General features: G+C 46.5%; 17 protein-coding genes. 7 read left to right on the plus strand and 10 right to left on the minus strand.

What is annotated here, in order from left to right; genetic code table 11:
* The first annotated feature begins 18 nt into the window (after positions 1–18).
* Positions 19–1,596 (plus strand): glycosyltransferase family 2 protein, encoded by a 1,578-nt coding sequence (locus tag MHH49_RS08520; RefSeq protein WP_036687287.1) that lies wholly within the window; start codon positions 19–21, stop codon positions 1,594–1,596.
* A 55-nt stretch (positions 1,597–1,651) separates the two neighbouring features.
* On the opposite strand, the gene clpB is transcribed toward MHH49_RS08520, so the two are convergent.
* The 3 genes from clpB to MHH49_RS08535 form a co-directional block, all read right to left on the minus strand.
* Positions 1,652–4,306, minus strand: a complete 2,655-nt coding sequence (gene clpB / locus MHH49_RS08525) for an ATP-dependent chaperone ClpB (RefSeq protein WP_341138093.1) — start codon at positions 4,304–4,306, stop codon at positions 1,652–1,654.
* Between the two features lie 765 nt (positions 4,307–5,071).
* The gene (locus MHH49_RS08530; protein WP_341138094.1) at positions 5,072–6,070 is read right to left on the minus strand and encodes a DnaJ C-terminal domain-containing protein; all 999 of its coding nucleotides are present in this window, start codon (positions 6,068–6,070) and stop codon (positions 5,072–5,074) included.
* Positions 6,071–6,245: 175 nt separating this feature from the next.
* Entirely contained in the window at positions 6,246–6,719 is a 474-nt protein-coding gene (locus MHH49_RS08535) for an Hsp20/alpha crystallin family protein (protein WP_036687276.1), read from the minus strand.
* Between the two features lie 409 nt (positions 6,720–7,128).
* Here MHH49_RS08535 and MHH49_RS08540 point away from each other — a divergent pair, with 409 nt between their 5' ends.
* The gene (locus tag MHH49_RS08540; protein ID WP_036687274.1) at positions 7,129–8,775 is read left to right on the plus strand and encodes an SWIM zinc finger family protein; all 1,647 of its coding nucleotides are present in this window, start codon (positions 7,129–7,131) and stop codon (positions 8,773–8,775) included.
* A 188-nt stretch (positions 8,776–8,963) separates the two neighbouring features.
* Here MHH49_RS08540 and MHH49_RS31150 read toward each other — a convergent pair whose 3' ends face one another.
* Together MHH49_RS31150 and MHH49_RS31155 are read right to left on the minus strand one after the other, a co-directional pair.
* The gene (locus MHH49_RS31150) at positions 8,964–9,101 is read right to left on the minus strand and encodes a hypothetical protein (RefSeq protein ID WP_341070298.1); all 138 of its coding nucleotides are present in this window, start codon (positions 9,099–9,101) and stop codon (positions 8,964–8,966) included.
* A gap of 336 nt (positions 9,102–9,437) precedes the next feature.
* Positions 9,438–9,587 carry a hypothetical protein gene (locus MHH49_RS31155; RefSeq protein ID WP_370510716.1) on the minus strand — a complete coding sequence of 50 codons (150 nt, stop codon included), beginning with the start codon at positions 9,585–9,587 and terminating at the stop codon, positions 9,438–9,440.
* 78 nt (positions 9,588–9,665) lie between these two features.
* On the opposite strand from MHH49_RS31155, the gene MHH49_RS08545 reads away from it, so the two are divergent.
* Positions 9,666–11,792 carry a DEAD/DEAH box helicase gene (locus MHH49_RS08545; protein WP_445253114.1) on the plus strand — a complete coding sequence of 709 codons (2,127 nt, stop codon included), beginning with the start codon at positions 9,666–9,668 and terminating at the stop codon, positions 11,790–11,792.
* Positions 11,793–11,841: 49 nt separating this feature from the next.
* Here the strand turns inward: MHH49_RS08545 and MHH49_RS08550 are convergent, their stop codons facing one another.
* A complete protein-coding gene (locus MHH49_RS08550; RefSeq protein ID WP_038568234.1) occupies positions 11,842–12,642 on the minus strand; it encodes a hypothetical protein in 801 nt (266 codons plus the stop codon).
* A gap of 527 nt (positions 12,643–13,169) precedes the next feature.
* On the opposite strand from MHH49_RS08550, the gene hflX reads away from it, so the two are divergent.
* The gene (hflX, locus tag MHH49_RS08555) at positions 13,170–14,435 is read left to right on the plus strand and encodes a GTPase HflX (RefSeq protein WP_036687269.1); all 1,266 of its coding nucleotides are present in this window, start codon (positions 13,170–13,172) and stop codon (positions 14,433–14,435) included.
* 156 nt (positions 14,436–14,591) lie between these two features.
* On the opposite strand, the gene MHH49_RS08560 is transcribed toward hflX, so the two are convergent.
* The 4 genes from MHH49_RS08560 to MHH49_RS08575 form a co-directional block, all read right to left on the minus strand.
* Complete coding sequence (locus MHH49_RS08560; RefSeq protein WP_038568230.1) at positions 14,592–15,320, minus strand: hypothetical protein; 729 nt, start codon at positions 15,318–15,320, stop codon at positions 14,592–14,594.
* 75 nt (positions 15,321–15,395) lie between these two features.
* Positions 15,396–16,658 carry a PucR family transcriptional regulator gene (locus MHH49_RS08565; RefSeq protein ID WP_036687266.1) on the minus strand — a complete coding sequence of 421 codons (1,263 nt, stop codon included), beginning with the start codon at positions 16,656–16,658 and terminating at the stop codon, positions 15,396–15,398.
* Positions 16,659–17,469: 811 nt separating this feature from the next.
* Entirely contained in the window at positions 17,470–18,603 is a 1,134-nt protein-coding gene (gene ald / locus MHH49_RS08570; RefSeq protein WP_038568222.1) for an alanine dehydrogenase, read from the minus strand.
* A gap of 281 nt (positions 18,604–18,884) precedes the next feature.
* Positions 18,885–20,111 (minus strand): Zn-dependent hydrolase, encoded by a 1,227-nt coding sequence (locus MHH49_RS08575; RefSeq protein WP_341138095.1) that lies wholly within the window; start codon positions 20,109–20,111, stop codon positions 18,885–18,887.
* A 220-nt stretch (positions 20,112–20,331) separates the two neighbouring features.
* On the opposite strand from MHH49_RS08575, the gene MHH49_RS08580 reads away from it, so the two are divergent.
* The 3 genes from MHH49_RS08580 to MHH49_RS08590 are packed head-to-tail and all read left to right on the plus strand — an operon-like array spanning position 20,332 to position 24,036.
* Entirely contained in the window at positions 20,332–21,390 is a 1,059-nt protein-coding gene (locus MHH49_RS08580; RefSeq protein ID WP_341138096.1) for a glycosyltransferase family 2 protein, read from the plus strand.
* Positions 21,387–22,514: a polysaccharide pyruvyl transferase family protein gene (locus MHH49_RS08585; RefSeq protein ID WP_341138097.1), complete on the plus strand. Its 1,128-nt coding sequence runs from the start codon at positions 21,387–21,389 to the stop codon at positions 22,512–22,514. Before MHH49_RS08580 ends, MHH49_RS08585 begins: the two co-directional genes overlap by 4 nt.
* The gene (locus MHH49_RS08590) at positions 22,489–24,036 is read left to right on the plus strand and encodes a sugar isomerase (protein WP_341138098.1); all 1,548 of its coding nucleotides are present in this window, start codon (positions 22,489–22,491) and stop codon (positions 24,034–24,036) included. The genes MHH49_RS08585 and MHH49_RS08590 overlap by 26 nt, the downstream gene beginning before the upstream one ends.
* The last annotated feature ends 18 nt before the right edge of the window (positions 24,037–24,054 follow it).

The following is a 24,054-nucleotide window of genomic DNA, read 5'->3' on the forward strand; positions in this document are numbered from 1 at the left end:
TCCCCCAAGGAGGCCGCAATGAATAAGACACGCGTATTAATCGGCAGCCCGATCCATCAAAAGCCCAATGTGTTGCGAGAATTTCTGAATTCCCTGCTGCGCCTGAATATCGAGCAAATCGAACTGGATTTCCATCTGATTGATGACAATGATGATGAAGCGTCCAGCCGGTTGCTCCAGGAATTCAAAAGCAAGGGTGAGCATATTTTTATTCAAAGCTCCGGCTTTCACGATGCGTACATTCGCAATGATACGACCCACTTTTGGAATTCTGATTTAGTCTGGAAAGTCGCCAACTTCAAAAACCTCATGATTAACCGAGCGCAAACCCTGAACTATGACTACCTCTTCCTGATCGACTCTGACCTCATCCTCCACCCAGATACGCTAAGACATTTAATAGGGACGAACAAAGATATTATTTCAGAAGTATTTTGGACACAGTGGCAGCCAGATACCATGTTTCAGCCGCAGGTCTGGATGCATGACGAATACAATCAGTGGGAGATACTTCCCGGCGAAAAACTGCAACCCGAGGAGATCAACCGCAGATTTCATGAATTCATAGCCAAACTCCGCAATCCTGGAATCTATGAAGTGGGGGGTCTCGGCGCTTGTACATTGATTAGCCAGCATGCGTTAAAAGCCGGGGTAAGCTACAATCAGATCCGGAACATTTCATACTGGGGCGAGGATCGCCATTTCTGCATTCGTGCCGCGGCCCTTGGCATTCCGCTATTTGTTGACACCCATTATCCTGCCCTTCATTTGTACAGAGATAGTGATTTGAGCAAGGTTGAAGATTTCATCAGAGAAACAACAGGGGTAAAAGCTGAATCGGCACCCACACCCATCGAGGAAAATTCCAATGAGGCTGCAGCTGCTCCTATAACCAAAAAGCGCCCCAAGCTAACCCTTACCATGGTTGTAAAAAATGAAAGCGGGCGCTTCCTGCAACAGGTTCTGGAGGAACACCGCAAATATATCGATGAGGCTGTCATTATTGATGACGGCAGCACCGACAATACAGCAGCTGTCTGTCTGGAAGCACTTGACGGCATTCCCGTTCATCTCGTGCATAATACCGAATCCAAGTTCAGCAATGAAATTGAGCTGCGAAAACAGCAGTGGGAGGAAGTCCTAAAGACAAATCCCGAGTGGATTCTGAGTCTGGACGCGGATGAGATCTTTGAAGCCAGCTTTGCGGAAAATATAGATACCTTGCTGTATGCAGATGGGGTCGATCTGTTCTGCTTCCGCCTTTACGATTTATGGAACGCGAACCATTACAGGGAGGATACCTACTGGCGCTCTCATCTGAACTACCGCCCTTTTTTGCTTCGCTATAAAGAAGACTTCAACTATGTATGGAATGAATCCCCACAGCACTGTGGGCGATTCCCGGAAAATATCTTCGAGCTGTCTCATCAGCTAAGCAACCTGCGGCTCAAGCATCTCGGTTGGTCCAAAGCCGAGTTCCGGCTCGAAAAATATCTGCGTTATATGCTCCTCGACCCCGACGGCAAATACGGCTGGAAAGAGCAATATATGTCCATCTTGGATGAACAGCCTCATCTAATCCCTTGGGTGGAGTGAGGCTTACCATAAAAAGGACGTCCACAAAGCCGTTACGGTTTTGTGGACGCTTTTTTTATTCAGAACTCAATTCAGAACTCTGTGGCCCATCGACTTCTGGCTTCAGAATGGTTACCGCAAGCTCGTTGCCGGATTCATCTACCTGAATAACTGATCCCTCTGCGGCTTCACCAGCAATAATCGCACGTGCCACACGTGTCTCCAAGCTGCGCTGGATGAATCTTTTCAACGGTCTTGCTCCATACACAGGATCAAAACCTTCCTTAGCGATAAAACGCACCGCCGATTCAGTTAATGCCAGCCCGATCTCCCGTTCTGCCAGACGTAGACGCAATCCATCCACCAGTTTGTCCACAATTTTCTCGATCTCACCCAGTGTCAGCGGCTTGAACATTACAATGTCATCCACCCGGTTCAGGAACTCTGGACGGAAATGACCACTCAGTTCCTTCATCACTCTATCCTTGGCAGCTTCCGTGAGCTGACCTTTTTCATCGGTGCCTTGAATCAGATGAGGTGAACCGATATTAGAAGTCATAATGATGATTGTATTCTTGAAGTCAACCATTCGGCCTTGTGAATCAGTCAGCCGTCCATCATCAAGCAGCTGCAGCAGAATGTTAAACACATCGGGATGCGCCTTCTCCACTTCATCGAGCAGCACTACAGTATAAGGCTGACGCCGCACAGCTTCCGTGAGCTGCCCGCCTTCCTCATATCCAACATATCCTGGAGGTGCGCCGACGAGACGGGAGACACTATGCTTTTCCATATACTCCGACATATCTATACGGATCATGCCATCTTCGCGGTCAAAAAGAGATACCGCAAGCGACTTAGCCAGCTCAGTCTTCCCTACACCCGTCGGGCCAAGGAACAGGAATGAACCAATCGGGCGATTCGGATCTTTAATTCCTGCTCTTGCCCGAAGCACCGCATCGGCCACCAAGCTGACGGCTTCGTCTTGGCCCACTACCCGTTCATGCAGCGTATCCTCCAGACGCAGCAGCTTATCCCGTTCGCCTTCTACCAGTCGGCTAACCGGAACGCCGGTCCAGCGGGAGACAATATCTGCAATTTCCTCTTCAGTAACAGCCTCACGTAGCAATCTTGTATCCTGATCCTGCTGTGCCGCTTCTTCCGCTGTTTTCAGCTGACGCTCCAGATCAGGAATAATGCCGTAGCTCAGTTCGGCTGACTTATTAAGATCATATTCCTCCTGTGCATCGACCAGATCCTTACGTGCTTGCTCCAGCCGTTTTTTGAGGTCGCGAATCCCTTGGATGGCCGACTTCTCTTTCTCCCAGCGCGCCGTCATTCCTAGCTGCTTCTCCTTCAGGTCAGCGAGCTCGCGCTGCAATATTTCGAGACGGCGTTTGCTGGCGTCATCGGTTTCTTTTTTTAGCGCTGCTTCTTCAATCTCCATCTGCATCAGGCGGCGGGTCACTTCATCCATCTCACCCGGCATGGAGTCTATCTCTGTGCGGATCATGGCGCAAGCCTCGTCCACTAGGTCAATCGCCTTATCCGGTAAAAATCGATCCGTAATATAACGATTGGACAATACCCCTGCGGCTACCAGTGCGCTGTCATGGATTTTGACCCCGTGGTGAACTTCAAACCGCTCCTTCAGACCACGCAAAATGGAGATCGTATCCTCTACATCGGGTTCGCTCACGAGCACCTGTTGGAAACGGCGCTCCAGCGCAGGGTCCTTCTCTATATATTTGCGATATTCATCGAGCGTTGTGGCACCGATACAGTGCAGCTCACCCCGGGCCAACATCGGCTTCAGCATATTGCCCGCATCCATCGAGCCTTCGGTTTTACCTGCGCCCACAATCGTATGCAGCTCATCAATAAAAAGAATAATGCGACCGTTACTTTCGCGAACCTCCCTCAATACCGCCTGCAGGCGTTCTTCGAATTCACCACGGAACTTGGCGCCTGCCACAAGTGAACTCATATCCAGTGAAAAAATCGTCTTATCCTTCAGCCCCTCTGGTACGTCTTTGCGCACGATCCGGTGGGCCAAGCCTTCCACAATGGCTGTTTTCCCTACACCTGGTTCACCGATCAGCACAGGGTTATTTTTCGTTTTACGGGACAAAATCCGGATTACCCGGCGGATCTCGCCATCACGACCAATGACTGGATCAATCTTGCCCGCGCGAACCTCTGCTACAAGATCACGGCCGTATTTCTCCAGCACCTCATAAGTAGCTTCTGGCTCCCGGCTGGTTACCCGCTGATGTCCACGAATCTCAGCAAGCACCGACATCAGCTTCTCACGGGTCAGCCCACGGCGGACAAAAAGATCCCTTAGCTCACGATTCTCCCCGCTCGAATCTGACACCATGGCCAGCACCGCATGCTCCACAGAAACAAACTCATCCTGCATCTTCGCCGCTTCCTTCTCCGCCTGCTCCAGCAGATGAATCAGCGATTGCGAGGCGTAACGCCTTACCGTGCTTGCTCCTGACCCGCTGATGCTCGGCTTGCGTTGAAGCAGTTCATCTGTGCTGCGCATCAGCTCAGCCACAGGGATATTCATCTTTTGCAGCAATCTTGGCAGCAATCCTTCTTGCTGCTGAAGCAACGCTTTTAACAGATGGAGATTATCGATCTCCTGATGACCGCTGTCTGATGCCAGCGACTGCGCCGCAGCCACTGCTTCCTGCAGCTTTTGAGTTAATTTATTGAAATCCATAGCTCTCTCACCTTTCTATTTAAGAGTGATTATATTAAATCGGCCTTTTTGGCCGGGGATAGGTTAATTTAGCGGGAATTATCCCGCTTATTTCGAGTAACTGGCTGGTTTGCTCTCATTCTACGGGATTTTTACCGTTCTTTTTGAGTAACTAGCTGGTTTGCTCTCATTCTGCGGGATTTTTACCGTTCTTTTCGAGTAACTAGCCGTTTTGTGCTCATTCTACGGGATTTTTGCCGCTCTTTTCGAGTAACTAGCTGGTTTGTGCTCATTCTGCGGGATTTATACCGTTCTTTCGAGTAACTAGCCGTTTTGCTCTCATTCTACGGGATTTTTGCCGCTCTTTTCGAGTAACTGGCTGGTTTGTGCTCATTCTGCGGGATTTTTACCGTTCTTTTCGAGTAACTGAACGCTTTGCGCCCAATCTACGGGATTTTTGCCGTTCTTTTCGAGTAACTAGCTGGTTTGCTCTCATTCTACGGGATTTTTACCGTTCTTTTCGCCCAACGAGCCTGATTCAGCGCATTCTAAGGCACTTTTGCTTCTCTTTTCGACCAACGAGCCTCATCTAGCGCCTTCTAGTACACTTTTGACTCTCTTTTCCCACCATAGTGCCGACTTTCACCGTTTGAGCGAAAAGTTCTTTTATAGTTAGTGGCTAAATAAGTTACTGTTCTGCAACTAGCATTCAATTCAGCCTTTCACCAATCAGAGTTGATCACAAACGGGTGAAATCACCTCACCTCTACCTCTTCTACCTATCTATTAATTACCCACTTTCGCCTTTTGCCGCTGGGTGCCAGTACTTTGACGTTTAGCTCTGGCTTCGAAAGGGCTGGAGTCTGCCAGCTTTCGGTACAGATTTTTCTCCGCTTCGCTGGTGGGTTCAGGGATAACAATCTCAATACCAAATAAAATATCGCCGTTCGCACCATTCTCACGTTTTAAGCCCTTGCCGGGGATGCGTAGAGTTTTACCGCTCTGAATTCCTGCTGGAATCTTCAATTTCACGGCGCCGCCACCCGGTAATGGAACCTTCACTTCTCCGCCCAATACCGCTTGCCAAGGAGCAATTTCAACCATGCCATATAAGTCACCATCGCGAATCTCATAAATATCATGAGGAAGAATATGAAGTGCCAGCAGCACGTCGCCACCCGGAGTGTTTCCCGCGATTTTAATAATTGTACCCTCATAGGATCTAGGCGGAATGTTCACATCCACCGTTTTGTCGCTGACCTGTACTCTTACAGTGGCGCCCTTATAAGCCTGCTCCAAGGTAATATCCAGCTGCGCCTGCATAGTACTGCGGGCCTCGCCCCACGGATTGCCATTCGCACGCCCCGTTCCACTTCCCGAGAAAAAATCAAAGCCAGCCCGATCCGCCGAGCCCCGATTTCCAAAAAACATCCCGAATAAATCTTCCTCCGAAATACCAGAACCTCCCGTTGAATAAGTCCCACCGTTCCAGCTTCCATTTCCACCAAAGTTTGAATCCCAAGAAGAGGCTCCACTCGCCGCCCCTCCACTAGCTCTGCCACGTTGAGCTCCATAAAGCAGCTCTTCATCATAGAGTTTTCGTTTATCCTCATTACCAAGCACTTCATAGGCTTCAGCTGCTTCTTTGAATTTCGCCTCAGCCTCAGGGGCTTTGTTAACATCGGGATGCCACTTCTTGGCAAGCTTCTGATAAGCCTTTTTAATTTCTTGTTTAGTAGCTTTTTTGCTCACGCCCAAAGCATCATAATAGCTTTTACTAGCCACTCGCGCTTCCTCCTTTCCATCCCTAATCTCATACCGACCACCATTGCACTCCGAGAAAAGACGCACCATAGCCGGAATCCTCCACTACAATGCGCCTTCTATTCATAACACTATATTAAAAGCCCGCTGCCATCTCTAAAAGACTGAGCGGAAGTTCATTCCGCTTAATTTATGCTTATTCAGACTGCGAACCCGTAGAATTAGAATCTCCGTCTTGAATCTCGATGCGTTTACCTTGCATTTTTTGCCGTTTGGGAACTTCCAGCTTCAGCACTCCATCTTTCAAAGACGCGCGAATTTCTTCCTCGGCAATATCTTGAACATAGAATCTGCGCACATATTCACCATATCGACGTTCTCTGCGTACAATCTGATGTTCATTGTTCTCCTCGGCATTTTCTTCCTTACGTACCGCTTTAATCGTCAAATAAGGACTGGCATAATCAATGTCGATTTCTTCTTTTTTCAAACCAGGAAGTTCAGCTTCAATCAGGTAAGCCTGCTCACTCTCACGAATATCTGTTCTGAATGACATCGTGGAACTCTTAATCGGTGCAAAAAAATCATCATTAAAAACATCATTCAAAGACTTAGCCAGCATACCAAAAGCATCATCTCTCCGTTTACCAAAAGGAACCATATCAAACATTATCCATTCTCCTCTCATTGACTTTGACTTTATTTGACCTATGACCTTATTATAGTCCCCTAACTGAGGAATAACAAAACCGATTTAAGACGATTATCGCTCAAATTCAGGCGAATTAACTGATTTCACACGAGAAAATTAGTTCTTTTTATTTATTTGACCAATTTTGACCTTTGTTTGATCTTTCGTAAATGACACCTATATAATCATGACCCAACTTGCAGTACGATTATTATATGTTCAGACCTTCCGTTCAATACAAGCCATTAGCTTCTAATCATCTCCACGCCAGCTTTTAAACGGAGTTTCCTTACGAGCTATCAAAATTTAACGATTTAAAGATGAAGCCTGCAGAAGTGATATAATGAAAGACAAATAAAGACCATTTTCGTTACAGGAGACCAATTGTATGCAACCAACCTATGCTATGGATGATACGCAGTGGAGTAAGCTCATCCAAAATGTCGCCTATTATTTCGATGATCTTACCCTCAAGCGAGGGTTCCAATATTATAAACAAAATCGAGTGCAGCCGTTTACCATGACGGAGCCTCGTAAGATTAACGCTCTAGTTGAAGGTAGAGAGGATTACCGCGTCACCATTGATCTTGACGGCTTCACCAATTGTCATTGTAATTGTCCAGTATCAGGTCATTGCAAGCATATGGCTGCTGTGCTGCTGAATTATGCCGAACAACAAAATAGATCTGTACAGGTTTTGGCTAACGCTAAAGCTGCATCCTTTTTGCCCAAAATATCAAGTACAGCAACAAGTACATCTATTGGAGCCGATGCAACTCGTCAGCAGCAAATGAAAGAGATGGCCAACCGCATCGCTAGCGGAAAAATAACGGAGTGGCGGGAGTATTTTGAATTCTGTGTCTCCCCTCTAGCCCATACCACCCGAAATCCTGAATATGTGAGTCGGGCCTTGTCTGCAATCAATAAATTCAAACCGAAAATGCTTCCGGAAACGGAGAAGCTGTTCACTCTGCATGCTCATCTTTTTCTTTTGGAAAAGCTCGCTAAGCCTTCCGCGCAATCCGTCGGTCAGGTCTCTTACGCCCCTTCTCTTGGTTATTACACACAGGTAGCGGTCTCAGAACTACAGGAAGTAATCACAGGTCTATTAAAAAAGACACTCCCGCTATCTCCCGAGCAAGAGCAGGATCTATGGCCGTATGTCATCGATACTTTATCATATCTGCGGCGCGAGATGTTGACGGAGTCGCGGGATCGCTCACGGGATCAACCCTCTTTTTCTCTTAGCTATGATCTGCTGTGGAGAAACTGGATTTATCCGAATACAGGTGGAACTAAGCTTTACCTGAATGAAATCGAACAGCTGCAGCAAGCAGAGGGTGAATTAGGTGCTTCCCTTTCACAACATGCGTGGCTGTTAGCTCAGAGCCGTATGTATTACTATCTGATGGATGACCAGAAGGCTTGGGACTTATTGAATAAAGCGGCCGAGCGCCCGGGTCTCCATCCCGATGAGCTCATGAGCTTCACCTCTCCGCTGCTGGATGCAGGGGACTGGTCCCGTTTGGTGGGTTGGCTTGCTCAAATCGGTCCACTGCTGAGCAGCAGACTCTATAATCTCAATGGCTATTCAACCAGTTGGGAAGAAGCTGTTCGCCACCTGCCTGAAGCTGAGCCGCAAATGTGGGATACACTAGCCACCATGTTACCTATCTCTGGCGAAGTCTATGAAGAGAAGCTAATCACCTATGAGAAATGGCAGACCTGGATGGATTATCAGCTGTCCATCGGTAAACAGCCCTCTGAATTTCGTGTCAAAGACCTCCAACCGCTGGAAAAGAATGCACCTGAGGTTCTGCTGCCCTTTTACCATCAGGCCGCCGAAAGATTTGTGCTGGATAAGAACAGACATAGCTACAAAGCGGCTGTGAAATTATTGAAACGATTATCCAAGCTGTATAAAAAGCTGAAACAAGAAGAACGCTGGGAAGAGTTCCTCACTGCCTTCGCCATTAGGCATAGCAGGCTCCGTGCGCTGCAAGAGGAGCTTCGGAAAGGAAAGCTAATACCATGAACATGCATTTACGCACGCTGACCATCCGGCTTGCATTAAGCCAGTATGGCGATGCTTTAATATTTGGAATGAATGAGCGCGAAGATCTCGTGCCGGGCTTGCAGCTTAAGCAGCGGCTTTTCGCCTGGCATGAAGCGTCTTTTTATGGTACGGAGTTAACCGTGCAGCCAGCTGGCGAAGGCGTGGAGCTAGTGATTCTTCCTGCTGAGCAGGTCATCCCCTTCTTTGCCGAGCAGAAGCTTCTGGCGCATATCGAATGGAGCTGGGAGGGCGATGCCGCCCAGCTCACAGAACTGGCGCCACTTTTGGCAATATGTCTGGAGCACAAACAGTATATTCCCGACATCTCAGCCTACCGCGCCGGGAGGCTGCAATGGACTTGGGACGAAGGGGCTCTTGCGCAGGTGGCAGTGGACAGTGACACTGCTAAGGGAGCCCTTGAGGCGCTAAATGGCGGCAGCGAATTTAGCCGCGGATTACGTGCGGCGTTCTCTGCCGCCGTATCGCAGCGCTATTACAGCACGGAGGCCGAGGCCGGCGACCTCCGCAGCGAATTCCCGCTTCTCTTCGATAGAAGCGGAGCACTTGCAGCGGGCATGGATACCGCCGCGTGGCTTATCGCCATTGGCTGGAAGGCGGACACCGCGCCTTTCCGGCCCGCGCTACAGCTGCTGGAGCCCGATGAGGATGAATCCTATTGGCGGCTGCAGCTGATCCTTCAGGACAAGCGCGATGAATCCGCGCTTGTTCCCATCAGGCTCGCCGATAACGGCGAGCCGTACGGCTTGTGGCCGGCCGCGTGGTCGGCTCACGTGCATGAACGGGCCGCGGGATGGCTGGAGCGCCTCCGCGGCAGTCTGCCGCCCGAGCGCTTCGCGGCGGGCGGCGATGTGCTGGCCGAACCGCTCAGCGATGCCATCGCTTGGCGGTTCTTGACGGCCGAGAGCCAGCGGCTGCTGGAAGCAGGCTGGCAAGTGCTGCTGCCGGCGTGGTGGGAAGCCGCCAGCCGGAAAAAGCCGCGCCTGCGCGCAAAGATCAGCTCCGGCGAAGACAAACGCAGCGGCGGTGAGTCGCTGTTCGGTCTCGATTCGATCATCGATTTCGATTGGCGCATCTCCATCGGCGACGCGGATCTCACTGAGGCCGAATTTGCCGAGCTGGTCGCAAGAGGGGAACGGCTCGTCCGCTTCAAGGGCAAATGGGTCTCACTCGATCCGGCTCTGCTGGCGCAAATCCAAAGAGCCATGGCGGGAATGGACAAGTCGCAAGGCTTGTCCTTCCAAGACGTGCTTCAGCTCCACTTGCTAGGAGCTGGTGAAGAGGCAGACTCTGAAGCTACGGAAGAGCAGCTGCAAGAGGATGCCGCGCGTCTGCGTCTGGAGGTAGAGCTGAACGAGCATTTGATCAGCCTTATCGGTCAGCTGGGCCAGCGCTCAGAATGGCCTAAGCCGCCCGTACCTGCAAGCCTTAAGGCGGAGCTGCGCACCTATCAGCATGAAGGATTCGCTTGGCTGACCTTTCTGCGCCGCTTTGGGCTGGGGGCCTGCCTAGCCGATGATATGGGACTAGGCAAAACAGTACAGCTCATCGCCTATCTGCTACACATCCAAGAGAACACGGATGCAAGCTCAGCCCGGCGGCAGACCGACCCACCAGGTTGGCCTTCATTGATCATCTGCCCGACCTCCGTGTTAGGCAATTGGCAGAAGGAGCTGCAACGCTTCGCGCCTTCGTTGAATGTTATGCTTCATTACGGAAGCCGCCGTCTGGACGCAGGATTCTTCTATGGCGCAGCTTCGCAAGCCGATGTGGTACTCACCTCTTATGCGACTGCCGCGCTTGACCAGGAGCTGCTGAAGGAATTCACTTGGGCGACGATCTGCCTGGATGAAGCTCAAAATATCAAAAATGCCCAAACCAAACAATCCGCTGCTGTACGTAGTTTTCCAGCACTACACCGGGTTGCCTTAACAGGGACGCCTATAGAGAACAGATTATCCGAGCTGTGGTCCATTTATGATTTTATAACCCCAGGTTATCTGGGCAGCGCCAAGTCTTTTAATGACCGATTCACGAATGCTATTGAGAAGGAACACGACGCGAAACGTACAGCGGACCTACAAAATCTAGTGAAACCTTTCATGCTGCGCCGCAAGAAAAAAGACCCTAATATACAGCTCGATCTACCTGATAAAAACGAAATGAAAACCTATGTTCATCTGACTGCCGAGCAAGCAGCGCTTTACGATCAGACCGTAAATGGACTCTTGGAACGGATGAAGAAGCTGGAAGGCATTGAGCGCAAAGGGGCAATTCTTGGAGCTCTGACCGGGCTTAAGCAGCTATGCGATCACCCGATGCTTGTAACAAAAGAGGCTATCCCTGAACTGGATACGGACAACAAGCTGGATACCAGCTTTCTTATTAACCGTTCCTCCAAACTCGAAAGACTGCTGGATATGGTCAAGGAGCTGCGCGCGGAAGACGAGCGCTGCCTGATTTTTACTCAATATGTGGGTATGGGAAAAATGCTTCAGGCGGTTCTCCAGCAGGAGCTGGGCGAACCTGTCCTTTATTTGAACGGAAGCACCTCCAAACAGGCGCGCGACCGTATGATCGAGCGGTTTCAGACACCAGCCCCTGCTGCGGAAGATGGGTCTACACGTCCAGACGCACCGCCGTCTGATCAGCCGAATGTATTCATCCTTTCACTCAAAGCTGGGGGAGTTGGCCTGAACTTAACTGCAGCCAATCACGTATTCCACTTCGACCGCTGGTGGAATCCAGCGGTGGAGAATCAGGCAACTGACCGCGCTTACCGCATGGGCCAGACTCGTGATGTCCAGGTGCATAAGTTCATCGCCCTGGGTACACTCGAAGAACGGATTGATGAAATGCTGGAGAATAAGCAGCAGCTCAGCGACAATGTGATCTCCAGCTCAGAAGGCTGGATTACCGAGCTGTCCACTGAGGCTCTGAAAGATCTCTTTACCTTGCGTAGAGACTTAAATGACTAGAAAAAGAAACATTCGCGTAGATGCGAATGTTTCTTTTTCACAAGAATAATTACCATTGCTCGGACATTTTAAAGGTGACTGCGAGATCATCCCCGCCCGAGAGGGAGTTTACCACCAATGTGACAGGTTCATCATGGAACTCGTATGAGAGTCGCTCATTAAGCAAATTGACCGCCAGATTCGCATACGCACCAGAAATCCCTGATCCTGTACCTTGCATAATAACTTTTCCACCCGTGACCGTAGTGCAGGTATAGTTCACTAGCAGTGCCGTGTCCGTGGCAGGAATATTCGTAGTCGGTGTAGGATAATTCTCGAAGGTCCCATCAAGTGTCCCGCCTGCAAGGATCATATAGCGCACTGGTCTTTTGGACATAACATCTAAAGCCGCCGGTCGAATCTCAGCCGCAAGACCTTGTGGAATAGCAAAGCCGGGACGCCTCATAAAGCTGATTGCTGCGAAGTCAGTCGATGTAACGGACACGTTATCACGTATTTCCGAAGTTATCCGGCTCACTTGAAACACTTCAAGATCAACGGCGGTCCATACACCGTCCACATCAACAAGAAAAACCTGAATCTTCATCTGCTCCTGCGAATATACAAAATTAAATTGGAATAAATCCTCTACCATGACATAGGTCTTGCTTAAGGTCTCCTGATATTGCAGCTCAAATAACTCTTCAACAAAAATGGCCTGGGGACTGACACTATTGGATAAGCCCGTAATATAACAAAACGCGCCAGCCGATCCATTGTTAACAACTTTGATCACTACTTGATCTATTGGCCGAGTACCGTCGACAGGTAAATTAATAATGGTGTTTGTGGACAGAACAGGCAATGTCATCACACCTCCTATATATCAATTCATATATGATATGTAAACATTGTTTAGAATTATTGGATGTAATTAAAATACAAGAGATGTTCCAGAGCCTAAATAGAGATTTGCCACTAAATAACGAATGTGGTAAACTCGACTTAACTTTTTATGAACGGAGGGTTACGTGTGATAGACTTTATCCGAGTTAGAACTTTGCGCGGCTAATTGAATAGCGCTAAAGCTCTGCCCATGTGCAGAGGACTCAGGATTGGTCTACCCATTTTTAAAGGTAACCCGATAATTTAACAACAGCGTGTAGGGAGGATTCTCTTCACCTCCATTCCTTTAAGAATTGAACATCCATAGAAGCCGATTAGCCAACTGCTGCTCGCAAGGGATCAAAGTGCCTCTTCCCTGCGACTGGACTGTTGTTTAATTCATTCTACCTATGGAAGGCCCTAACTCTGACGTCCTCTAACGAACCGTAAGCACAGGCAGATTGCCTGTGTTTTTTTGCGTTTATTATTTACTATTGGAGGATGAATAAATATATGGAACAAATACGAGAAAAAGCAATTATAGTCGGTGTCCAGCTTCAGAACGAAACGAATTTCGCCTATTCGATGGAAGAGCTGAGCAATCTGGCAGCTGCCTGTGACCTTGAAGTCGTAGGAGAGCTTAGTCAAAAGGCAAGTCGAATTAACCCCTCCCATTATATCGGGACAGGTAAAATCGAGGAATTATCGGCACTTTTAGAAGCACACGATGCTCCTATTGTTATTTTTAACGACGAACTGTCACCTTCACAGATCCGCAATTTGGAGTCCGCACTGGACCGTCAGGTCATTGACCGGACCATTCTGATCTTGAATATTTTTGCGGAAAGAGCGAAGACCAAGGAAGCACAGCTGCAAGTTGAAGTAGCCAAGCTGCAATATATGCTGCCGCGCCTCACAGGTCTTCGTGAGTCGCTGGGCAGACAAGGTGGCGGAGCTGGACTTAAAAACAGAGGTGCGGGTGAAACCAAGCTAGAGCTGGACCGCAGAAGAATTGAAGAGCGGATCACTGCTTTACAGGTTGAACTGCAGCAACAAGTAGCAAGACGTCAAATCCAGCGGAAACAACGGCATAAAAATGAAGTTCCCGTCGTCTGCCTTGTAGGCTATACGAACACCGGAAAGTCCAGCTTAATGAATGTCATGGTAGAGACTTACCATCCAGGTTCCAATAAACAAGTATTCGCCAAGGATATGCTGTTCGCTACACTAGAGACATCGGTTCGCAGCATTGAGCTGCCTGATCACAAAACCTTTTTATTAACAGATACTGTCGGATTCGTCAGCCAGCTTCCCCATCATCTGGTCAAAGCGTTCCGCTCCACTCTTGAAGAGGTTACCGAAGCGGACTTATTGATTCACGTAGTCGATATTTCCGATCCGCAGCATCAACAGCATATGGCGGTTACGGATGAGACGCTTAAAGCACTCGGCGCTGACCAGATTCCAACGATCTATGCCTATAATAAGGCTGATCTGACTGATTTGCCTTACCCGCAAATTGAAGGTGACAATGTCTACCTTTCCGCCAAGCAAAATAGTGGAATGGCTGAACTTACCGCTCTGATCCGCAGCCATGTTTTTACGGACTATGTCCAGTGTGAGATTCTGGTTCCATTTGATCGGGGTAATGTAGTCTCATATTTCAACGAACATGCCCATGTTCAATCTACTAGCTATGAAGAAACAGGCACACGCCTTGAGCTGGAATGCAGAAAATCTGATTTCGAGAAATTCCGCAACGATTTTATTGAGCTATAACAAATTAGAAACGACGTGGTAGTCCTTAATTAAAAAAGAGGGATAGAGTTTTCAGAGTTATCTGAAGCTCTATCCCTTTCTTTTGTGAATAAAAAAATGAACAATACAAAAGTGCCCTCTCTTTGCATTGCTCAGTAAGTATACAATAGGCAGACGCTAGATCTTATAAATATAGTTTCTAGACCCTATTCTTGAACATACAGTGTATCGGAAGCTTCTATTGTTGGCTGCCGGTAAAACCGTTCCTGCAGATAACCGCTGTAAGTAATTAAAGTCTGGATGCACCGATTCATCCGTTAAATAGGCCGAGATATCACTCCCATATACTCTTTCCTGATTCAGAGAGTCTATGATGATCTCTCCAGTAGTAATCCCTATGCCATGGCCGTAGAACAGATCATTTTCAAGCTTAATTGCATTCTCGCCCTGCCATTCTGGCTTGCTCGGAGCATGATCGGGATTCTTGAAATATACAACGTCTCCCAGCTGCGTGTGGTCCTTGTTGTAGTTTGTGATTAAGCGTAAATTCTCGTCATAATTCCAGTCCCATAAGAACAAGTCCTTAAAATACTTATTAAAGGCTCCTTCACCTATAGCTTCAATTGTCGCCCTATACAAAACAATAACCATGGCTGTCGCGCATTCGAAGGCATATAAATGTCCATTCCGAAAAATATCTTTAATCCCCACTGTGGGTTCCACGCCAGCGTTCAGCTGAAGTCCACCAATCTCTGTACGTGTCCAAAACAGCGGATTACAGCGGGAATCATCAAATGTTGCAAAATCCACTCCACTTTCATTTAAAGCTTCAGCCGATTCCACGATGCTTTCTCTCATTTTGCGCTCAAAGTCAAGGGCATCGGGTGAACGAACTTCCTTCACCATGCTTAGTCCCTCCAATGTTATAGGTTCTAAATATAGGTTATTGTACGTGTTCGTCACCGGGTTGGTGCTTAATTCTCATGATTCCCAGGCATCGACAAACCATTGGTTAAGCTGCCGTGTCTCTTCCGTCAAAATATCGAGGAAAATAGAAGTCCGATAACCCGTATCCTTCAAGCTTTTGCCCGTAATCTCTGCGATTCGGTTTAATCTATAAAGCAATGTATTAGTGTGTATATGTAAAAAAGCCGCGGATTCCTTTAAATTGCCGCTTAATGATAAATAGACAGCGATGGTTTTGAGAAAATCACTTTTATGCTCGCGATCATGTTCTTTTAGCGGATATAGCAACGGGCTTTTACGAATTCGACTGCGCTTTTGCTCCATAATAGCCGGTATATATGCCCAAAATCCAATCTCCTCGTACAATAGCAGCTCCCGCCCATGAAAAGGCAGCAGCTTTTTGATCTCCACAATGGATACCGCTTCCCAATAGGCAATAGCCGCGGACATATATTCAGTGTAATCGAGACTACAGCCAGCAGCCAGTGTGCAGCCTTCACTCTTATACATATCCTCCATTGTTTTATGCAGGAATGAAGATAATCCACCCGCCCCCTCGATCACAAAGCTGAAGGAAAACAAAATAATCAGCCGATTGTGCTCAGCCGTCAGAAATAATAATTGCAGGCCGGAATAAGAAGCCATAACCTGCCGAAACCGGAGTATTAAATGATCATCGATTACCTTGTCACTCTCAAACACGCTAATATAATATTTTTCCGGCAAAAGAATGGACCAAAATTCCGCATCCTTTTTAATATTTGCTTCGTTGTCGTAGTGGGAGGTAATCAGCTTCCAGAAAAAATCCTCATGCGTTTTATCCTGCTTCGTTTTCCAGCCTCGCTGCTTAAGTAAATAACGGCCTACGATACCTGCCGCTTTCTCAACGATATTTTCGGCATGCCCTTCTACCAGGTTGCCTGTATCTACTACCCATATGTACCCGAGAATTTCCTTCTGATGTTTGATACAAATGGCCAGCCGGGGACCAAGTCCCACCTCCAGCACCGCAGGAATTCGAATGGGATGTGCCGCGCTCTCCAGCTGCTGCATAATCCCTTTTTTGCGCAAGCCAATAATCACAGCGTTAGGTACACGCTTCCCGATAATCGTTGAAATCCGCGCGGAGTCACTCTCAAATTCATGCGAGCTGTAGCCAATCACATGATGATTGCTGTCCTCGATGGTAACTTGAGACTGTAGCGATTCACTTATCGTATCCGCCAATGATTCCATACTGTCGAAAAAACGATCAAATAATGGATCTTTATCTGTCACTAGCTTCACTCCCACCTGAAGAATAACCAAATCCTGTACTCTAGAGTGATTTCATTATAGTATGCATCCCCCTAACTGACTATAAGATAAATAGCTGGTTTAGGTGAGGGACGAGATCGGCTAGTTGAGGAAGGTGTTTGGGACGGGGATGTTTGGTGGGGGTTTTGTTGGGGGTGGTGTGGGAAGTTTTGTGGGGAGTTTTGTCGGGTGTTTGGGAAGGTTTAATAGTTGTTGGTGTTTACCGAATGTTATAGATGGTTTTTAGGGAACATCGCCCGGAAATTCTGTGTTTTAATCATCACACGATCATAATTAGGGAAATCCTCCCTAATATTCTGCACTTTAAGCATCACACGATCATAATTGGGGAAATCCTCCCTGATTTTCTTCCGTTTTGCGTATAAACAGGCGTATTCCTCGCTTTTTAGGGAGGAATTCCCTAATAACAGCATTTTAAAGCTATTTTTTCGTTTTTTTAGGGAGAATTTCCCTAAAACATCTCTCATCAAAGCTTTCACCGTCGCAGAAGAAAAAGCTAATCAAAATTAGCTTGATCTAAACAAATCTAACCGGATACAGCCGGAACTAGCCAGTTCTGTTCGGATTCCAACCAACTTCACTACGTAATCTTTCCACCATCACACCACACGAGCAAACATCTAATGTATCTAATCACACTGAAACGCAATCTATTTACTTTAATACCGTACTGACAAACTTCCACCCGATCTCCTCCGCAAGAAACGCCAAACAGCAAGCTCCCCGCAGAGAGCTTGCTGTTTGGCTCATTCCATTATGGAACGTGTCTATTTTAGATCAATGTGAATGTCTGCTCCATGGCTTGCTCAACCGAATAAGGTGTCTCACCCAACGCTTCGGCAACAGCTTGGCAGGTGATTCTGCCATTGGCTACATTCACGCCGCTTCTTAGGCCGTCATTATCCTGAATCGCCTTGATCACACCTTTATTGGCAATTTGCAGGGCATATGGAACTGTAACATTTGTTAAGGCAATAGTTGAGGTCTTAGGAACAGCGCCCGGCATATTAGCGACGGAATAATGCAGCACGCCGTGTTTCACAAACACGGGATTATCATGTGTCGTCACTCTGTCGATGGTTTCTACAATGCCACCTTGGTCAATGGCCACGTCGACAATCACCGATCCCGGCTTCATGGTCTTGACCATTTCTTCGGTAACCAGCTTCGGTGCTTTGGCACCCGGAATTAACACGGCGCCTACCAGCAGATCGGCTTCAGCCACTGCTTTGGCAATATTATAAGGGTTAGAGATCAACGTATTGATCTGTGCTCCAAAAATATCGTCTAATTGACGTAGTCTCTCCGCACTGAGGTCAACTATCGTAACATCTGCACCTAAGCCAATAGCCATTTTAGCTGCATTAGTACCTACTACACCGCCGCCAATAATACTCACTTTACCTCGGCTAACGCCAGGAACACCGGAAAGAAGAATACCTTGTCCGCCGTAGTTCTTTTGCAGGAACTGCGCTCCCAATTGGACGGACATCCGGCCAGCTACTTCGCTCATCGGTGTTAACAGCGGCAAGGTGCGTCCATGAACAACCGTCTCATATCCGATCGCAAAGACACCTTTGTCTTTAAGCGCAGCAGCCAAGGCAGGCTCTGGAGCAAGATGAAGATACGTAAATAGAATAAGGCCTGGACGGAAATAGGGGTACTCCGTTGCCAATGGTTCTTTTACCTTCATCACCATTTCAGCGGAGCTCCAGACTTTTGCTGCATCCTCAATCAGTTGTGCTCCGGCAGAGACATACTCTTCGTTAGGAAATCCGCTGCCCACACCGGCTCCAGCTTCTACGAGCACTTGATGACCTTCAGTAATTAAACTAACTACACCCGCAGGGGTTATGGCAACACGATTTTCATTGTTTTTAATTTCTTTAGGTACTCCGATAATCATCATTCATCTCTCCCATCTAATGTAGATCCCTTATGTAAAGAATAATAACATATGATTAGCATTCCCATTTTGTTAAAAAATTAAAATATTATCTACCATGATTGTGTTTTTACACAAAGGATCAGACTTAACTGCCCATTAATCTTTAACTACTTTGGTACTCAACACAACCATCTTTATTATCTCATAAAAAAAGACACCCTATAGAGTGCCTTTTTGACGATTTTGTATGAAATTAAAGCGACTACCATATCGCATAATGTTATATTAAGTTACATGGACTATCTTGATAATAACAACATCACTGTTTCTAACACTACATTTACCCCTTTTTCGCAGTCTTCATAAGAGGTTAGTTCCTCTTCACAATGGCTTTTACCATTCACGCTAGGCACGAACACCATTGCGGATGGCAGAAAGCTGGCTACGAACTGTGCATCATGCCCTGCACCACTTGCGATCTTTCGACTGGAATAACCTAAGGTTTGAGCCGCTTGCTCCACCAAATCACACACATTCTGATCAAACCACACCGTATCTCGGCCCCAAAGCTTAGTTTTGCTTACTTCACAACCCAGCAGTTGCTCTGGCAAACCGTTAATAATGGCTTCCACTTCACGCACAATCTCCATATCTTTATGTCTGGCTTCAATAGTGAAAATCACTTTATTGGGAATGACGGTATGGATATTAGGAAGCACATTCATTCTGCCCATGGTATACACAAGCTCGGAATCGAGCGCCCCCAGCTTGCTCCGCAGCTCAATAATCAGGTCTGTGGCAGCAAACAAAGCATCTTTGCGCATCGCCATGGGGGTTGTGCCCGCATGATCGGATTCTCCCGTCACCTCAATCTCGTAACAGGCCATACCAACTACACAGTCAACCAGCCCAATCGCCAGCTCCTCTTTTTCAAGAACAGGCCCTTGCTCGATATGAAGCTCCAAATAAGCGGTGCCTTCGGTGATACGATTGCTCATTTCTCCCTTATATCCACTCTTCTCCAGCGCTTCACCAAAGCTAATGCCCGCTGGATCCTTTTTGTTCAACATAACACTATTATCAAACTTTCCGGATAGCACACCAGAGGCCATCAACGATGGCTCAAAACGTGCCCCCTCTTCATTCGTAAAATTCATAATCGTCACCGGAACCTTCGGCTTAATCCCGTGATCTACAAGCGTCCGCACAACCTCTAGACCCGCGATAACCCCTAGGACGCCATCGAATCTGCCCCCTTTTTTCACAGTATCCATATGCGAGCCAATCACAATCGGAGGCCCGGAAGTTTCGCCTGCCAATGTGGCATACATCGTCCCCATATCATCCATCTTCACAGACATTCCGAGCTCTTCACAACAGGCACGAAAATACTCCCGAACTTTAATATCCTCTTCGGTCAGCGATAATCGGGTCACGCCATTTTTATCTGTACGCCCATAATCGGCAAATGCCTCGATTGTATTCTTCAGTCTCTCACCGTTCACGAATATTTTTTGCAGCTGCATCCCAGATCCCTCCGCTTCGAACGTTTTGTTGGCTTTCTATCTATGTTAAACCAAACCATAATATTTTCATTTTACATATTGTAATAATTATTATTCACATGATGCTACAACGAGTAGAGCCAGCAATAAGTAAACTAAAGTAGTATATACAATCTTTTCATACGAGGGGTAAGCTTAAGATAGCTTATCATCCCGTTTTACACAGGAAAGGAGCGAGCCCATGAATCTAAGCCTTGTGATCCCGGTATACAATATAGAGCAGTATATAACCCCTATATTCAATTCACTCCTTGACCAAAGCGATCCGCATTTCGAGGTCATCATCGTAGATGATGGTTCTACGGATAACACTTACAACGTTATAGAAAAGATTCTTTCGCGTAATCCCGGCCTTTTCTGTAAAGTCATTCGAACGGAGAATCATGGAGTAAGCGCGGCTAGAAATAGGGGTTTAGCTGAAGCCACAGGTAATTATGTTCTTTTTGTAGATGGAGACGATTATGTCTCCGCAGACTTGGTCTCAACCCTTCAGTCTTATACCCAAGATGAACAACCCGAGATTATTTGCTGGGGTTATAATCATGTCTCCGAAGGCAGAGAAACTCTATTGAGCTGTACCTCTGATTTCAGCGACGTGACGGGAAGTGAAGCACTGGCGCGGATTTTCGTGAACAAGAGCTTGAGAATATGGACAGGGAGTATCGCTTATAAGCGAGAATTCCTACTTCTCCACGAGCTAGGTTATACAGAACGCTGTGTGAATGGAGAGGATCAAGAGTTCATCTACAAAGCCTTGTCCAGAGCGGCCAGAGTCATCTCAATCCCGGATATACTATCCTTTTATTTACAGAGAAACTCCTCCATCTCCAACAGCTATAACGTGAATAAATTTGATGTAGTGGATGCTTTTAAAAGGGTGGATGAATATTTCAAAACCTATCCCTTTGCTGAACTAGATACGATCTCCCCATTGTTAATGAACCGGGAGCTGATTGAGAACTACTTTTTCAACCTCAAAACCTGTCTAAATGGTACGGAAGGGGTAAGCATTCAGGAATTACTTCGTGACATCAACCATACCTATCCCAAGCTCAATCAAGAAATGGATGAACTCATAAGACGTTATAGAGGAGATAATCGCAGATTAACCCTTTATATCAGAACATTTTTAATCTCCCCGCTTCTATATCACAGATTCATCTCTGTGGAGAGAGGCTTATCCAGGTTCAAGCGAAACCTACTTAAAGGGAACGGAACCCGAAAGGAATCTAGAATATGAAAAAAATGCTGATATACGCCTATACTGAATTTAATCTGGGCGATGATCTATTCATTAAGGTGCTATGCGAAAGATATCCGGATACCAGATTCAGAATCTGCGCACCACGCCTCTATAAACTATGTTTCAAAGAGCTCCCTAACCTCAAAGTGTATCCTTCCGATTCCCTTCTTCTAAGAGGCATTGGCTATATTTGCAGGAAGCTAAAGATACATAATGTGGCTCACAAATATCTGGCAGATCACTCAGATGGCGTCGTTCATATCGGCGGCTCGATTTTCATGGAGGCAGACCACTGGGCAGAGCATTTCAAGAATGCAGAAGTCATTCGTAATCAAAATAAGCCTTACTATCTGTTAGGATCTAATTTTGGTCCTTTTACAAATCAAGAATACTATGATGAGCACAAGCGGATTTTCAAGGATTATACAGATATATGTTTCAGAGAACAGTACTCTTATGATTTATTTAAGGATCTGGATAATGTCCGCTTAGCCCCAGATATTATTTTTCAGCTAGACCCGCCAGATATTCCAAACGAACCGGAGGATTACATCGTCTTATCCGTTATTAAACCTTCTGCGAAAGGTCTGAACGGTTTTGACAACCTCTATTATGAAAAAATGAAAGAACTCGCAATTTATTTCATTGAAAAAGGTTACGCGGTTCATTTCATGTCATTTTGCGAACACGAAGGCGATCAACTGGCAATTGAAGAGATTCAGCGCCTTATCGGTCCCTTCTACAAGGATGCTATGCAAGTGCATTTATATAAAACGAACATGGAAGAAGTATTGTCCGTGTTAGCTAATGCCAGATCTATTGTGGCTTCAAGATTCCATGCAATGATTCTGGGCTGGGTATTTAATAAACCGGTATTCCCCGTAGCCTACAGCAAAAAAATGATCAACGTAATGGAAGATGTTGGGTTCACAGGTCTGTATGCCGATTTCAATACGCTGGAACAGGTCCAGCCTGCACAGATTTTTGAAAGTATGATCACCTGCTCTATGGATGTCACACTGCAAGCAAAACAAGCCGAAAGGCATTTCGAGCATCTAGATACGTATTTATCGCTTTACGAAAGGGGGATTCGTTATGAAAGCCAAGCGGAGCATTCTTAACTTATCCTTTGGACTGGGAAGTCAACTCATCACGATCATCCTCGGTTTTTTTATACCCAGACTGATAATGGTCAACTATGGCTCTGAGGCCAATGGGTTGATCGCTTCGATTGTGCAGATTATTAGTTATTTGGCGCTGCTGGAAGCAGGTGTTGGGGCGGCCTCAATCCAAGCGCTTTATAAGCCGGTAGCTTCGAATAATAAAAACAATATCAACTCTATTCTGGCTGCCACCTCCAGCTATTATAAAAAAACAGGCATTTACTATTTCTTCGCCGTACTGCTACTCGCCATCGTGTACCCGCTGGTGATCTCTTCTGAGATCGATAAATTATCGATTATGGTCATAATTTTGCTTACAGGGATGGGCGGAGCGATCAATTATTATTTTCAGGGGAAATTCAAGGTCCTGCTCGCTGCGGAGGGAAAAAGCTATGTAGAGACTTCTATTGTCACTGTGGCTAATATTATGAACAGCCTGATCCGGATTCTGTTATTACTGCAAGGTGTGGACATTATTGCCGTTCAAGCTTCCTATTTTATCTTAACCTTACTTCAAATTATCGCTTTCTATATTTATATGAATAAGAATTACAAGTGGATCAACCTGAATCTCAAACCAGACTATGAAGCTATTGGCCAAAAGAATTCCGTATTAGTCCATGAAATCTCCTACTTGGTGTTTAGAAATACGGACGTACTCATATTAACCATCTTTACGAATCTAAAAATCGTCAGTATCTATGTTATGTACAATATGATTTTTACGATCGTGGATAATATCGTCCAGACCATAAACGGAAGTGTGAAGGCTGCCCTCGGGCAAAGCTACCATGAGAGCAAAGAAGCATTTATTAAATTTTATGATGCGTACGAAGTGTATTTCATGGGGCTTATCTTCTCGATTCTAACGGTGGCTTACATTTTGATTTTACCCTTTATGAAATTGTATACCGCTGGGGTAAACGACGTGAATTACATTGATATGTGGCTGCCGATCCTGTTCGTAGTCATCAAATTATTAACCAATGCCAGAACGTCTTCCAATAATGTGATTACCATCGCTGGACATTTCAAAAAAACACAAAACCGTTCCATTCTGGAATCCGCCATTAATCTGGTGGCTTCTATTGTCTTCGTAATCTTCATGGGAATTTACGGTGTACTAATGGGAACGATAGCTGCCCTCTTATACCGCTCCATAGATATTGTAATCTATGCCAGCAAACATTTGCTGGCACGCAGTCCATGGGTCACTTTTAGAAGATGGCTTACGAATGCAGTAGTTTTTGTAGGTATTATTCTCATCACGACTGCCATCGACATCCCGATCCATTCCTATCTGGGGCTTATGATCTGGGGTGTACTTCTAGGATTTGTGATCTTGCCTGTATATTTCGTAATCGGCTCTTTAATGGAACGGGAAGTCTTCCTCTATACATGGGAACATCTCAAAAAGTATCGATATAAACTCAAAAATAAAATTAACGCTCAGCCTGAGGTAAGTGGTTTATCCAAATAACACAACAGGAGGACTGGA

This window comes from Paenibacillus sp. FSL F4-0122 (genome assembly GCF_038002845.1).
Classification (GTDB): domain Bacteria; phylum Bacillota; class Bacilli; order Paenibacillales; family Paenibacillaceae; genus Paenibacillus_AQ; species Paenibacillus_AQ odorifer.